The organism is Rathayibacter iranicus NCPPB 2253 = VKM Ac-1602 (assembly GCF_003149025.1).
Taxonomy (GTDB): domain Bacteria; phylum Actinomycetota; class Actinomycetes; order Actinomycetales; family Microbacteriaceae; genus Rathayibacter; species Rathayibacter iranicus.
This window is the reverse complement of sequence record NZ_QGDV01000009.1, coordinates 87,966-101,021: the sequence shown is the minus strand read 5'-3', so window position 1 is coordinate 101,021 and position 13,056 is coordinate 87,966. Positions and strand designations below refer to the sequence as shown.

Sequence of the window (13,056 nt, the reverse complement as noted above, 5' to 3'; positions counted from 1 at the left end):
CACGACGCCGACCGCTGCTCGGCGATGACGAGGTATCTCCCCGTCACGTCAACGACGAGGTGAATGAGCGAGGAACGGCCTCAGGCGTACAGCGCACGTCTGGAGGCAGTGGTGATGTAACCGAGCTGAGTCAGGAGGGCACGAGACACCGCTTTACCAAGTTCAACGGGTACGGCGTTGCCGAGTTGGCGTTGCGCGTCGGCCCGGGTGCCGACGAGGTGGAAGTCGTCGGGGAAAGACATCAGGCGGAGCATCTCCCCCACGCGGAGTCGGCGTGCGCGCTCGGTTCCGTTGGCGAGGTCGACGTTCTCCCAGTGGAACGGTCCGACCCAGGGCCCAGGCTGAGCCTGGACTGTCGAAGACGGTCGGTCGGGGTCGAGGCGGAGCAAGAAGGTCCAGTATCGGCTTCGCCATTCAAAGCGGTCGTGTCCGCCGTAGCGGCTCGTGTGCCACAGATAGTTCTGCCCCGGCGGTACTTCCGCGGCGAGCTGTCCGTATTCGCCATCGACGATTTCGTCGTCCGCCGCCAGCGCAAGAGGAAGGCCACGGAAGGCAGCGCTGGCGGTAACGTGCGGGATCTTTGTGGCATCGATCGTGCGGTCGCGCTCGCTCCATCCTGAGTGGGTCGGCTCAGGAAAAGTGAAAGCCTCGCCGTCTCGACGGCCGACGACGAACACTCGTCGGCGAAGCTGTGGGACGCCGTAGTCGGCGGCGAGGAGGACTTTCCACTGAGGGTTGTAGCCGAGTTCACCGAGGCTTCGCAGAAGCCGCTCGAACTGGGCACGGTGAGTCTTGTAGGTGAGGCCTTGAACGTTCTCAAGAATGAACGCCTCGGGTCGGGTCTCGCGAACCATACGCACATATTCGTCGAGCAAAGACGCATTGGGGTCTCGGCTCTCGCGCTTCTCTTCGAGCCAGAAGCCGGACTTGCTGAACGGCGTACAGGGAGGTCCGCCGATCAACAGGACGGGTTCTTCGCGATTGAGGCCCGCGGTCGCGAGCAGTTGCTCGGAGGGGATGGTGCGGATATCGCCCGTCAGGGTCCGCGCCTCGCTGAAGTTGGCGCGCAGCGTCGTCAGGGCCGGATCGTTGTAGTCGGTGGCGACCGCGATGCGGACGAGACCGGACCCCGGGTCGTCGCGCTCGAGCGGCCGCGCATCGGCGCGTTCGGTGGCGAGGTCGAGACCGCCGGCCCCCGAGAAGAGGCTGATGACAGGCAGGCCGTGTTCCATCGTCATACCTTCGTTCGTGCCTGGAGTCGGGGCGGGGAAGCGGGACCGCTTCGGCTCTCCAGTATCGTCTAGGTATCGTGCCCGGAACCTCTGACATCAGCACCCGACCGGCCGCCCAGGCCGCTGCTGGGAACGAGGGCCGGAAGTGACAGACGAACTCGCCGGTCGCGCCTACGCGGAGGTATACAACGTCTCGAGACGCAGCGACATCCACACGTTTCTCGTTCAGGCTGTCGAGCGGTCAGGTGGTCTCGTTCTTTACGCCAGCTCGCCGCAGCGCGCACCGGTCTATTTCGGCGTTCAACTGCCGAGCGGAGAACGGCTGGGGCTTCTCATCTATCCGTTCCGGATGACCAATCGCATCATCACGAATCGCCCGGACGACGAAATCCGGGGGCAGATCCGCTACGGCGGCGAGGACACGTGGAATCGTGAACACCGACTTGGGCGAGACGTTGCCGGCGTCGACATCACGCTCGTCCTCGGTGTCGACCTCGACGACGGGGTCCTCTTCGGCCTCGACCCGCAACTGTACGAAATTCTCCCGATGGGGATCTCCCTCTATGCCAATGCAGCGCAGATCGAGGAGATTCGAAAGTCGAGCTGGCACGTCTGGGAAAAGGAGAACCGGGCTGGATCGAAGCGGGAGGCTCCACGGTCGCCGACGCACCTGGAGACTTGGGTGGGCTTCACTCCGAACCGGCTCCTCGACTTCGCGCGGTTCGAACGCCAGGCAAGTAGCCTCGCCCTCGATCCTGCGTTGCGCTTCAGCGCGGCCGCGAGCGCGGGAACCACCCCTGTCCCGACGCCGTCGGCGCCGCACGCACTGGAGGAGCAGTTCGACCTCGACAGCCGGCAGATCATCGACATCATCGCCCAGCGCAACCGGCTCGCCGTCGCTGTCCGGGGAGGCGTCGCGGAGTACCACCTTGAGGCGCACCTCACCGAGAGCCCGAACGTGCGCGCCGTGGTCCCCCTGGACGTCGACGCGATGCACGACTTCACCGTCACCCTCGCCTCCGGCCAGACCCTGCGGGTGGAGTGTAAAAACGCCAGCCCCACTCGGTTCGCGAACGGCGACTACAAGGTCGAGGTGCAGAAGACCCGCGCGTCCCAAAGCGATCCCGCGAGCCGGTTCTACCGCATCACCGCCTTCGACGTCGTCGCCGCCTGCCTGTACTCCCCGACCGGAGCGTGGACCTTCCGCTTCGCGCTGACCAGCACCCTCACTCCGCACAAGCACTTTCCCGACCGCCTCGCCGCGATTCACCGCATCGACGGTTCCTGGAGTGAGACGCTCGCCGCGCTCCCCCTCTGAGCCGGGTCTCCTCCCCGGTGTCCCTTGGTGTCAGAGCAGCACTTGTCCCGTGCCGTCGTTCCCTCCGGCGGCTCGGCGCCGCAGGAGCAGGAGTGCAGTGAATACGGACGTAGGATCGGGGACATGCCGCAGATACGGGTTCGCGACGCCGCCGCTGCGCTCGGAGTGAGCGACGACACGCTGCGACGGTGGATCGAGAACGGGACGCTCACGAGCGCGAAGGACGCCTCCGGACGCCGCGTCGTCGATGGGCTCGAGGTCGCCAGGCTCGCTCGCGCCAACGCCGTGCTGCCGGAAGATCCGTCGCCCGTGGCACGCTCAGCCCGGAACCGCTTCGTCGGTATCGTCACGGACATCGTGCTGGACACGGTGATGGCGCAGGTCGAGCTGCAGTGCGGGCCGCACCGGGTGGTCTCGCTGATGAGCAGCGAGGCGGTTCGCGAGCTGGGGCTCGAGCCCGGTTCGCCCGCGGTGGCGGTGGTCAAGGCGACGACGGTGATCGTCGAGACGTCGCTCGCGCCCCGCTGATGGGCTCCGGCCTCCCGCGCTGGGTCGTGGTGGTCGCCGCGGTCGGTTCGCTGCTGGTCCTGCTGCCACTCGTGGCCATCCTCATCCGCGTCGACTGGCCGCACTTTCTGCCGCTGATTACCTCCGACTCCTCCGTCGCCGCGCTCCTGCTGAGCCTGCGCACCTCTGCGACGGCGACCCTCCTCTGCCTACTGCTCGGGACGCCGATGGCGCTCGTGCTCGCGCGCACGACTTTCCGCGGGCAGCGCCTGCTCCGCTCCCTCGTCCTGCTCCCCCTCGTGCTGCCGCCCGTGGTCGGCGGGCTCGCGTTGCTCGCCACGTTCGGGCGTCTGGGCCTGCTCGGCGGGGTGCTGGAAGCGCTTGGCGTGCGCATCGCGTTCTCGACCACTGCCGTGGTGCTCGCGCAGACGTTCGTGGCGCTGCCGTTCCTGGTGCTGACGCTGGAGGGGGCGCTGCGCAGTGCCGGCGCCCGCTATGAGGCTGTCGCGGCGACCCTCGGCGCCTCGCCGGGCACAGTGCTGCGCAGGATCACCCTGCCGTTGATCCTGCCGGGTCTGATCTCGGGCGCCATTTTGTCTTTTGCCCGGGCACTCGGTGAATTCGGCGCGACCCTCACGTTCGCAGGGAGCCTTGAGGGCACGACCCGCACCCTGCCGCTCGAAATCTACCTCCAGCGCGAGACCGACCCGGACGCCGCAGTCGCGCTGGCGCTCGTGCTGGTTGCGGTCGCGGTGCTCGTGATCGGCCTGGCGCACGGGCGCTCACCGCGCGGGGTCCGGGCGTGAGCCTGCGACTGGACGCGCGGCTCGCGGCGCGCGGATTCGCAGCCTCGGTTGACGTCGCAGCCGGAGAGACCGTCGTCGTCCTCGGGCCGAACGGCGCGGGCAAGTCGACTCTGCTCGCGCTGATCGCCGGACTGGTGCGCGCCGACTCCGGGACCGCGCTTCTCGACGACGCCCTGCTCTTCGACGACCGCCGCTGGACACCTCCGCACCGCCGCGCCGTGGCGCTGCTCGCGCAAGACCCCCTGCTCTTCCCGCACCTCAGCGCCCGCGAGAACGTGGCCTTTGGACCACGCAGCACGGGCCTTGGCCGAGCCTCGGCGCGGGCGAGGGCCGAGCGCGAGCTGGCCGCCGTGGACGCGCTCGAGCTGGCCGACCGGCGCCCGAGCAGCCTCTCGGGCGGGCAGGCGCAGCGCGTGGCGCTCGCGCGCGCCCTGGCGGGAGAGCCGCGCCTGATGCTGCTCGACGAACCGCTCGCCGCCATCGACGCGCGCGATGCCCCGGTGCTGCGGCAGATGCTGCGGACAGTCCTCGCCGAACGCTCGGCGATCGTGGTCACCCACGACGTGCTCGACGCCTGGACCCTCGCCGACCGGGTGGTCGTCCTCCGCGAGGGCCGCGTGGTCGAGGAGGGGCGGACCGAGCGGGTGCTCACCCGTCCGCGCACCGAGTTCACCGCCGAGCTGGCGGGGCTGAACCTGCTCGCGGGCAGACGCACGGCGCACGGACTACGGACGAACGAAGGCCACGAGTTCGCAGGAGTCGCGACAGAGCCGATGACTCCCGGCACCCCGGTGCTTGCAGCCGTTCGACCATGGGCTGTGGGGCTCGGGGACGGCGGGCTGCGCTCGATCATCACCGACATCGAGCCGCGAGGCGACACGGTACGGGTGCGCAGCGCGTCGTTGCGGGCCGACGTCGATCCTGCACGGGCGGCGGCGCTCGACCTCGCGCCGGGTCGCGAGATCGGCTTCGCGGTCGATCCCGAGGCGCTACTGATTTACCCGACCTGAGGAGCGCAGCACTCACAGAGCACAGGATTCGGGACGCGCCACGGCGGACCGCTCAAGACAGCCGCACACCGGTCAGTGCAAGCCCGGCCGCGGCACCGACGAAGGCGAGCGCCCCTGTTCCGAGGCCATAGGCCAGACCCGCGACCCATCGCCGGGCGAGCACCAGCCGCACGGTCTCGACGCTCGCAGTGCTGAAGGTCGTGAATCCGCCCAGCACACCCGTGCCGAGCACGTCCCGCGAGGCAGGATCGACGGCGCCGGACAGGGCCAACCCAACGACCACGCCGAGCAGCAGTGACCCACTCACGTTGATGAGCGCCGTGCCGATCGGCCAACGGACCGGGATCAGCGACCGCGCGACTCCGTCGACGACCAGCCGCGCCGCGGAGCCGATCCCACCGGCCACCGCGACCGCGAGCAGCAGTCCGACACTCACCACGCCTCCCCGCGGCGCCGGCCTGCGACCGCGATGCCCAGTGCGGCCGCGGCGAGACCGAGCACGAGAGTTCCACCCGTGTAGAGAAGCGACTCAGCGAGGTGCCCACCCTCGATCAGCGCCACGGTGTCGAGCGAGAACGTGCTGTAGGTGGTGAAGCCGCCGAGCACGCCGGTGCCGAGCAGAAGTCGCAGCCTGCGCCGTCCGCCCTCGTCCGGGCCGCGCCGCGCAAGCCCTTCGAGCAGCAGCCCCAGGAGGAAGGCACCGACGAGGTTCACGACGACAGTCGCGATCGGCAGCACGCCCACCCGGGGCAGCACAACGGCGAGCGTGAAGCGGCCCGCCGTACCCACCGCGCCACCCAGGGCGACCAGGAGGATCGCGCCCGGCCGCAGGAACAGGGGCAGCGTCACTCCGAAAGATCCCACGGCGCCGGACGCGCGGGATCGTGGTCGGCCCGCGGGACGACCAGGACGGGACGGTGCTGACGGTGCGCGAGGTGCGCGGCGACACTCCCGCCAAGGAACTCGGCGATGCTCGCGAGCACCCCCGCGTCGCGCGTGCCGACCACGATCATCCGCGCGTCGACCTCTTCCGCGACGTCGGCGAGTGCAAGCGCCGGTTCACCCGTGACCGCGCGGAGGGTCCACTGCACGTCGGTGCCGGCGAGTTCCTGCTCGACCGCCTCGCGCAACCCAGGCGGGAGGGTCGGGCTCTGCCCGCGGTCGGGCGAGGCCCCGACGAAGCCGAGCGGGATGCCGCCGGTCATTGGATCGACGTACTCGCCGACGAGAGAGGGGTCGACCGAGACCGACACGAGCAGCAGCGGCGCCCCGGAGTCGGCAGCGACCCGTGCCGCGGTGCGGAGGACCTCGGGGCGACGAACATCGACGACGCCGACGAGAACGGGGCCGGTAAGGCGGGGAGTGCTTCCGGCGGAGGGGGTGGGTGCGGTCATGAGGGGCTCCTTCCCGAGTGCGCCCCATCCTGGCACCGCGGGCTGAAACGCATCGGAGCGTGTCAGGAGACTTCCGTCAGGATCCGCCGTGACCGTTCCGTTATCGACCGACCCGAGTTAGAGTAATGCGTCGTCCGGTCCTGCGCCGGCCGAGAGGTGAGATCGGCCACGGCTTCCGGATCAGTCACGGGCCAGTACGTCCAGAACCGTCCTCGAGAGGAGACCGCACGCGTGTCGAAGCCAGGCATCCCCACCCCTGAGGACTGCCCCGGCACCTCGAGCACCGCGTCCGGTCGCCCGCTCACCCGCAGGGAGGCTCTCGCCGCCGAGAGGCGTGCCGCGCAGGAGGCAGGCGAGGTCACCGAGACTGACGCCGCGGCGGTCACCGCCGCCATCGGCTCCACGTCCCCGACGATCTCCGTCGAGATCCCGACCGTCGTCTCCGCCGCCTCCTGGTCGAACCGCACAGCACCTCAGCGCGCCGCCCCACCCCGCACCTCCGCCGCACCAGCCCGCTCTCGGGGCCTCAGCCGCCGCGCCCTCGCCTTCGGCACCTTCTCCGTGGTCGGTGGTCTCTTCGCCACCGCCGCAATCCCCGCGTATGGGGCCCGCAGCTCCTCCTCCACCGCGACCGGCCGGCCCGAAGCCGAGCGTGTCGGCCTGCAGAACCTCACCGTCTCGTCAGAGGCGGCCGGCCAGACAGCCGTGCGCGACGCGTTCGCCGCGCCGACCCAGGCGCAGCTCGACGAGGCCAGCCGGCAGGCGGCGGTGCTCTCCGGCGCGAACGGCGGCCAGTTCTCGACCGTGAAGACGCGCGCCGCCGGCGACGACTACCCCTGGCCCTACGAGACCACCGACGACAACGGCGGCGGACTCTCTCCGCTCGGCTACTACTACCGCGAGTGCGTCGACTTCGTGGCCTGGCGCCTCAACCGCGATGCCGGCCGCGCCTCCGCGCCATGGAAGTACACCTGGGGGAACATCACCCCGCTCGGCGGCAGCGCCTACGAGTGGCCCGACAATTGGGCCGCGAAGGGGTGGGCGACCAGCAGCGTGCCTCTTGTCGGCTGCGTCGCGTGGTGGACCTACAACCACGTCTCGTACGTGCAAAAGGTGAACGACGACGGCACCGTGCTCCTCGAGGAATACAACTACGGCGGCAAGCACAGCTACGTGACCCGCACGTTCCCTACGGCCAAGGTGCCCCTCTTCCTCTACCCGCCAGTTCTCTGACGTCGACCGTCCAGCCTCACGGGCGGCGCAGCACCACGTCGGGTTCGCGCGCGGCCGTATCGAGGGCTCCCGGGAGGACGTTGGTCCCCCCGGATCCCGCAGCGTCAGCTCGGGGGCGCCCCATTGCCGAGCCCGATCACGTGGTAGCCGAACGTCAGCGAGGTTCCGCGTGGGATCGACTCGCCGGCGTACACGGTGAAGCTCGTGCCGCCGTCGTGATCGAGATAAAGTCTGGCGGCGTTAGCCGTGCTGGTCGTCGGGCTCATGGTGACGACCGGCGGCGTGACGAACGGCCGCTTGAAGGTGACGGTCGCGAGAGGCTCCGCGGCGGCCATGTCCTTGCCGGTGTCGACCGTGATGTGACCGGCGATGTCGTTCCCCCGGATTCCACCCTTGCTCGCCGCTCACGACGCGTTCGTCCCGCTGTGGCGGGTGATCTCGGTGAAACGACCCGTCGCCGGCTCGGTCGGGTCAGCGTAGTTCGTTTCGGATGCCAGCAGCTGCCGGTTGAACACGACCTGTTCGTCGAACGACGCCGGCGGCACCAGCCCCATGCCGTTGAAGGCGCGCGAGCGCCGACTCCGGTTGTCCACAACGGGGCTGTCGACGGCAGCGATGACCCGGAATCGGTTCGTCCAATCCGCCAGCACCGCGCCGTAGTCCTTCCCCACGGTGACAGCAGGGACGCGAAGATCATCGAAGCGGACACCGCTGATCACGAAGTCCGCGCCCTTGGTGAGTGTGAATAGCGTGGAGTGCGCTGGCGTGAAACCATCCGGCGTCCCGCGTTGTGTGATCTCTCCGCCGATGAATTGCACGCCCCCGGGCCGGGCGATACCGTCCCTACTGTGATCGTGCTCCACCAGTGGTGACGCGAGTCCGAGGATGTACGAGGACAAGAATGTCAGCTGTCGGCTGTTGCCGAGCCGAAGCAGGGGACCCGTGTTGAGCCTGTCGTTATTGCCCTGATCCGCAGTCGATTCGACGTGCAGGCCAATGAAGGTCAGGTTCGTTGCGACGTCCTTCGCCGACGAACCCCACCCGATGTCGAGAGCCGCGTTCTTCGAGTGCTGGATCGTGAGCTGGTCGAAGATGTTGTAGTTAGTCTCGCCACCGTCGGACTCGATCACCATCGCCGCATCGGTGGACGTGCCGCAGCCATCGATGTAGACGTCGTGCCACCGGGAGTTGTTGAGCTGCTTGATTCTGATACCGGTTCCCGCGAAATTCAGCACCTGCACCATACCGAGACGCGCCTCAAACCCACCGGCGACCTCGATCCCGAGCGACCGCGACGGAGCAGACTGACTCCATCGCTGCCCACGCACAGCGAGGTTCTCCAGCGAGGCACCCGCGCCCAGGCGGAACATCGGTTCCGAGCTCATGTCTTCGTTGAACGGCTCGAACTGAACACCGTTGAACCGGGAGCCCAAGGCGAACTGGAACGCCGCGGCCCCGAAGCCGACGATGCGGACCTGCGTCTTCACGTCAAGCGAAGTGATCAGGTAACGGCCAGGAGGCACGAGCACCGCTCGCCGCCGATCCCCGGTGGCCGCGTCATCAATGGCTTTCTGAAACACCGCGATATCGTCGGCGCGACCGTCCCCGTTCGCGCCGTGATCGCGGACATTGATCCAGTACTCCCGATCCGGCTCCGCGGCAGCTGCTGGAGTCGCAGGAAGAAGCGCGCCACCAGCTCCCGCTACTCCCGCTAATCCAGCGAGAGTGCCGGTCGCAATGAATGCCCGGCGATTCGACTGAGTGCGTTCCTCATGTTCCATAACGGACATCATTCTGCACGCCCTCCGCATACTCCGGAGTCGGCATCGTGCGCGCCGCTGTGCGAAGGGTCCTCGCCCTCCTCCGCGAGATGCCACTTCGGTATGCGACTCGCCGGGAAATGCGTGCACAAGTGACATCTCGCGGGAGGTGTCACTGCTCGAACCAGCCCCGGGGGTGGTGGTCGGCGGTGAGGGGGGTGCGCGGGCGCGTCGGGCGGGCCCAGCGGACGGCGTTGGCCAGCACGCGCTTGATGTCGGGGTGGTGGTAGACGGGGTAGTCCTGGTCCCCGGGCGAGAAGTAGAACACCCTGCCGAGGCCGCGCGTGTAGGTCACTCCGGAGCGGAACACCTCGCCACCCGTGAACGTCGAAAGGAAAATTGTCTCCTCGGGAACCGGGATGTCGAAGTATTCGCCGTACATCTCTTGCTCGGGAATGATGAGCGGGCTTGGCACGCCCTCGGCGATCGGATGCGTGGGGGCGATCGTCCAGACCAGCTCGCGGTCGCGGTCGTTGCGCCACTTCAGCGAGCAGGTCGTACCCATCAGGGCCTTGAAGATGGACGAGTAGTGGCCAGAGTGCAGCACCAGAATCCCCATCCCCTCCTGCACGTGCCGCAGCACCCGCTGCACGACCTCGTCCGACACCTCCTCGTGCGCGATGTGCCCCCACCAGAGCAGCACGTCCGTCTGCGCCAGCGCCTCCTCGGTGAGGCCATGCTCGGGCTCGGGGAGCGTCGCCGTCCGCACCGAGACCGCGGAACCCAGCGACTCGGCGAGCCCGTCGGCGATCACGCGGTGGATGCCGTCGGGGTAGTGGCGCAGTACGGTCTCGTCGCCGCGGGTCTCGTGGCGGAACTCGTTCCAGACGAGGACCTTGATCGGGGCGCTCATGCGAGCGTCACCTCCTTCTTCTCGGCGGCGGAGCGGTAGATCGCATCGACCACGCGGCTGCGGTGCAGCGCGTACTCGCCGTAGTGGCCCAGGTAGCGAGGCCCTTCCGTGGGAGTTCCCGAGGCGATCGCCGCCAGGAACTCGGCGATGACCGCGCGGTGGTGGCCGGCCGGGACTTTCACGTCGGGGTGCGAGACGGTCGGCGCTCCGGCGACGTCGGAGTAGAGCGTGAGCGTCCCCTCCGTGGCGTAGTCGGCGATGTGCAGGCGCGCGCCGCCGGCTGAGCCGAGCAACTCGACCTCGATGTCCTCGTACACCTTCGAGTAGCTGGCCCAGGAGGCGTCGAGCTGGAGGGAGCGGCCGTTGTCGAGGCGCAGCAGTGCGCTCGAGAAGTCCTCCACCTCGAACGCGTGCGTGCCGGCGGCGGCCACACCGTGCGGGCGCCCGCCGCGACCGGAACGGCCGATCTCGCCGTACGCGACCGCCGAGACGCTGGTCACGCGCGGCTCGTCAAGCAGGTGCAGCGCGATGTCGAGGACGTGCGAGCCGAGGTCGATCAGCGGACCACCGCCAGCGAGTTCCTTGCTGGTGAACCAGGAGCCGATGCCGGGGATACCGGTGCGGCGCTGCCAGCTCGCGCGCGCGTGATAGATGTCGCCGAGCGGAGTGTCATCGAGGTAGTCGCGGAGGAACGCGACGTCGGCGCGGCGGCGGTGGTTATAGGCAATCTCGAGCACGCGATCATTCGCGCGCGCAGCCTCGACCATCTCAGCGGCCAGCTCGGCGGTGGTGGCGAGCGGTTTCTCGCAGAAGACGTGCTTGCCGGTCGCGAGCGCTGCGACGGCGATGGGGTGGTGCAGGTGGTTCGGGACGCCGATCGAGACGACGTCGAGGTCGTCGCGGGCGACCAGGTCCTCCCAGTCGGCGTAAAGGTCGGAGACGTCGCGGGTCGCGCCGAGTTCGTGCAGGCGCGCCTCCTCTTGGCCGGCAAGCGCGACGACGCGGGCGCCGGGGAGGGACTGGAAGGCGTCGAGATGAGTAGTGCCGGCGAAGCCGAGGCCGACAACGCCGACCCGCAGTTCGGTGGTGGTGTCTGTCATGCGCCGAGCCTACTCGAATCGATTCGAAGCGCTCCAGCGCCAATGCGTACGGCGACTCTCGCGTCATACAGCGCGCAGTCGCCGCGACTCTGTGCTCGGCTGGGCAGTGATAAAAGGGGAAGTGTGCGTCGACCGAACCCCTACCAGTCGTTCTATCTCGCGTGATGAGAGACCAGCCGTGGCGAGCCGTTCTCCCAACGACGCGGCTAGGTCGGGCTGTTCGGGCGGGAGGCGATCGGAATTCGGTTCGCCTGTGCGCCAGCCCCGTACGGACATCTGCTTGTAAATCCGTGTCCGATCTTCACGGGTGAGCTTCCCGAGGCGGTACGCGTGCTCGACAATTGCTTGCATCGACACGCCCCACTCCAACTTAAGGTCGGACAGCTTCCCTAGTGTGAGATTCCGCAATTCTGGAACGATGAGGTGCCGGGGCATCAAGAATTCGGCAGCGAACTCGTTCGCTTGAGCTTCCATGTCCTCGTCGACGTACGTCGAATGCAGAACAAGGTGTCCCAACTCGTGGGCGAGTGTGAGGCGTTTCCGGTCGGTGGGCAGCCCTGCGTTCACGATGATCACAGCGTGCTCGCCGGCCCACTGTGACATTCCATCGATGCGGTGCGTGCCGAAATCGTCTTCGACAACGATGACGCCGGCAGACTCAATCCACTGCACGAGAGATCGAATCGGCCCGATTGGCATATACCACGCAGTCCGAAGCAGAGCGGCCGCGTCCTGGGGGGAGCGATCAAGGGGGTCGACCTGGAGGACGTGGTTCTGCGCGGACATCGGTACTCGCTCTAGCAGGTAGGACGAGTGCATGCGGTGTGCGTTGAGGCGCGCTTCAACACGCTTCCAGTCCGAGGGCTTAGTTGTCTTCTGCCGGCGCATGTGGGCGTCGGTCGCGATACCTCCGCGGAGCTTGTAGTCGTGCGTCAGGAAGGCAGTCGTCACACCAAGTTGCTCCGCGAGGCGCTCCAGTACGTCCGACTCTGGGTCTCGCAAATTGTTCTCGTATCGCGACAAAGCAGCCTGGGTGATGGCAGCGCGCTCGGCGAGTTCTTCTTGGGTGATGTCTGCTCCACGTCGGAGGACCAGGAGCACATCCCCAATGTGAGCACTCATGCGCTTTCTTCCTCGGCGTCCTGCTCGGCTGCGACGCCCGACAGGTCCAGCTCCGGTCGAGCCGGAGAGACGGGGACGTAGCTGAAACCGGTGGGCGCCGCTGCGTCGGAGGTGAGGCGGATAGCCCAGATCGGAGTGTCCTTCCCGTCGCGGAACGACAGCACGGCCTCGCCGACTGCGCGAAGATCCGCGTCCCACTCGTACCCGAGTGCCAGCGCGAACGACTCGAGCCCGTCGAGGGTGAGGATGCTGTTGGACCAGAACAGCGAGCTTCCCTCTGTCGGGTAGGCGGCGATCTTGTTGTGCTGGCCGTGGCGCTTGATGCGAATCAGGTACTGCTGGCCGGAGTGGATCTCGCGCGTGGGTTCACGGTCGATGACCGTGATGTTGGGCGCACCTTCGATCGCGCGGACCAGGCGGTCCCAGATCCGTTCGTGCAGGAAGTTGGCGGTGAAGCGGTTGCTGAAGTTGGCAAACCATGCCGGCTTCCACCCGCGCAGCGCATCGAAGTCTTCGCGAGCGCCGTCAACAGCTTCGATGAAAGAGCCAACGAAGTCCGTCCCCAGGTTGGTGAGCACGCTCTCTTCAGACGGAAAGCCGGAGGAAATCATGCCAAGAAATATACCAAGCAGATTCCACAGCCGATCAGCGTCCTCGTCAT

At 67.8% G+C, this 13,056-nt stretch carries 15 protein-coding genes; 5 read left to right on the top strand and 10 right to left on the bottom strand.

All coding sequences use genetic code 11. The features are described 5' to 3' along the window. Positions 1-80 precede the first annotated feature (80 nt). Positions 81-1,232 (bottom strand): DNA cytosine methyltransferase, encoded by a 1,152-nt coding sequence (locus B0H03_RS10685; RefSeq protein WP_104265625.1) that lies wholly within the window; start codon positions 1,230-1,232, stop codon positions 81-83. Positions 1,233-1,377: 145 nt separating this feature from the next. Between B0H03_RS10685 and B0H03_RS10680 the strand changes: the two genes are divergently transcribed. From B0H03_RS10680 to B0H03_RS10665, 4 genes are all read left to right on the top strand, one after another. Next, entirely contained in the window at positions 1,378-2,550 is a 1,173-nt protein-coding gene (locus B0H03_RS10680) for a hypothetical protein (protein WP_104265579.1), read from the top strand. 123 nt (positions 2,551-2,673) lie between these two features. Continuing rightward, positions 2,674-3,078 (top strand): TOBE domain-containing protein, encoded by a 405-nt coding sequence (locus B0H03_RS10675; protein WP_104265580.1) that lies wholly within the window; start codon positions 2,674-2,676, stop codon positions 3,076-3,078. Then, positions 3,078-3,863, top strand: coding sequence for an ABC transporter permease (locus B0H03_RS10670; protein ID WP_104265581.1), 786 nt, complete (start codon positions 3,078-3,080; stop codon positions 3,861-3,863). Before B0H03_RS10675 ends, B0H03_RS10670 begins: the two co-directional genes overlap by 1 nt. After that, a complete protein-coding gene (locus B0H03_RS10665; protein WP_104265582.1) occupies positions 3,860-4,873 on the top strand; it encodes a sulfate/molybdate ABC transporter ATP-binding protein in 1,014 nt (337 codons plus the stop codon). The genes B0H03_RS10670 and B0H03_RS10665 overlap by 4 nt, the downstream gene beginning before the upstream one ends. A 52-nt stretch (positions 4,874-4,925) precedes the next feature. Here B0H03_RS10665 and B0H03_RS10660 read toward each other — a convergent pair whose 3' ends face one another. From B0H03_RS10660 to B0H03_RS10650, 3 genes are read right to left on the bottom strand one after another with little or no spacing between them, the layout of a single operon-like run. Then, positions 4,926-5,309 (bottom strand): fluoride efflux transporter FluC, encoded by a 384-nt coding sequence (locus B0H03_RS10660; protein WP_104265583.1) that lies wholly within the window; start codon positions 5,307-5,309, stop codon positions 4,926-4,928. Continuing rightward, positions 5,306-5,722, bottom strand: a complete 417-nt coding sequence (crcB, locus tag B0H03_RS10655) for a fluoride efflux transporter CrcB (RefSeq protein WP_241560452.1) — start codon at positions 5,720-5,722, stop codon at positions 5,306-5,308. The genes B0H03_RS10660 and crcB overlap by 4 nt, the downstream gene beginning before the upstream one ends. Then, positions 5,719-6,267, bottom strand: coding sequence for a universal stress protein (locus tag B0H03_RS10650; RefSeq protein ID WP_104265585.1), 549 nt, complete (start codon positions 6,265-6,267; stop codon positions 5,719-5,721). The genes crcB and B0H03_RS10650 overlap by 4 nt, the downstream gene beginning before the upstream one ends. Positions 6,268-6,498: 231 nt before the next feature. Here B0H03_RS10650 and B0H03_RS10645 point away from each other — a divergent pair, with 231 nt between their 5' ends. Further along, a complete protein-coding gene (locus B0H03_RS10645; protein WP_119854495.1) occupies positions 6,499-7,500 on the top strand; it encodes a CHAP domain-containing protein in 1,002 nt (333 codons plus the stop codon). Positions 7,501-7,604: 104 nt separating this feature from the next. Here the strand turns inward: B0H03_RS10645 and B0H03_RS10640 are convergent, their stop codons facing one another. From B0H03_RS10640 to B0H03_RS10615, 6 genes are all read right to left on the bottom strand, one after another. Then, positions 7,605-7,835 carry an H-type lectin domain-containing protein gene (locus tag B0H03_RS10640; protein WP_104265587.1) on the bottom strand — a complete coding sequence of 77 codons (231 nt, stop codon included), beginning with the start codon at positions 7,833-7,835 and terminating at the stop codon, positions 7,605-7,607. 69 nt (positions 7,836-7,904) lie between these two features. Beyond that, positions 7,905-9,281 (bottom strand): glycosyl hydrolase family 28-related protein, encoded by a 1,377-nt coding sequence (locus B0H03_RS10635; protein WP_160487334.1) that lies wholly within the window; start codon positions 9,279-9,281, stop codon positions 7,905-7,907. A gap of 151 nt (positions 9,282-9,432) precedes the next feature. Continuing rightward, positions 9,433-10,173: a ThuA domain-containing protein gene (locus B0H03_RS10630; RefSeq protein WP_104265589.1), complete on the bottom strand. Its 741-nt coding sequence runs from the start codon at positions 10,171-10,173 to the stop codon at positions 9,433-9,435. Beyond that, positions 10,170-11,273: a Gfo/Idh/MocA family protein gene (locus B0H03_RS10625; RefSeq protein WP_104265590.1), complete on the bottom strand. Its 1,104-nt coding sequence runs from the start codon at positions 11,271-11,273 to the stop codon at positions 10,170-10,172. Before B0H03_RS10625 ends, B0H03_RS10630 begins: the two co-directional genes overlap by 4 nt. A gap of 63 nt (positions 11,274-11,336) precedes the next feature. Next, positions 11,337-12,395 (bottom strand): helix-turn-helix domain-containing protein, encoded by a 1,059-nt coding sequence (locus tag B0H03_RS10620; RefSeq protein WP_104265591.1) that lies wholly within the window; start codon positions 12,393-12,395, stop codon positions 11,337-11,339. Further along, complete coding sequence (locus B0H03_RS10615) at positions 12,392-13,006, bottom strand: hypothetical protein (protein ID WP_104265592.1); 615 nt, start codon at positions 13,004-13,006, stop codon at positions 12,392-12,394. The genes B0H03_RS10620 and B0H03_RS10615 overlap by 4 nt, the downstream gene beginning before the upstream one ends. Positions 13,007-13,056 lie beyond the last annotated feature (50 nt).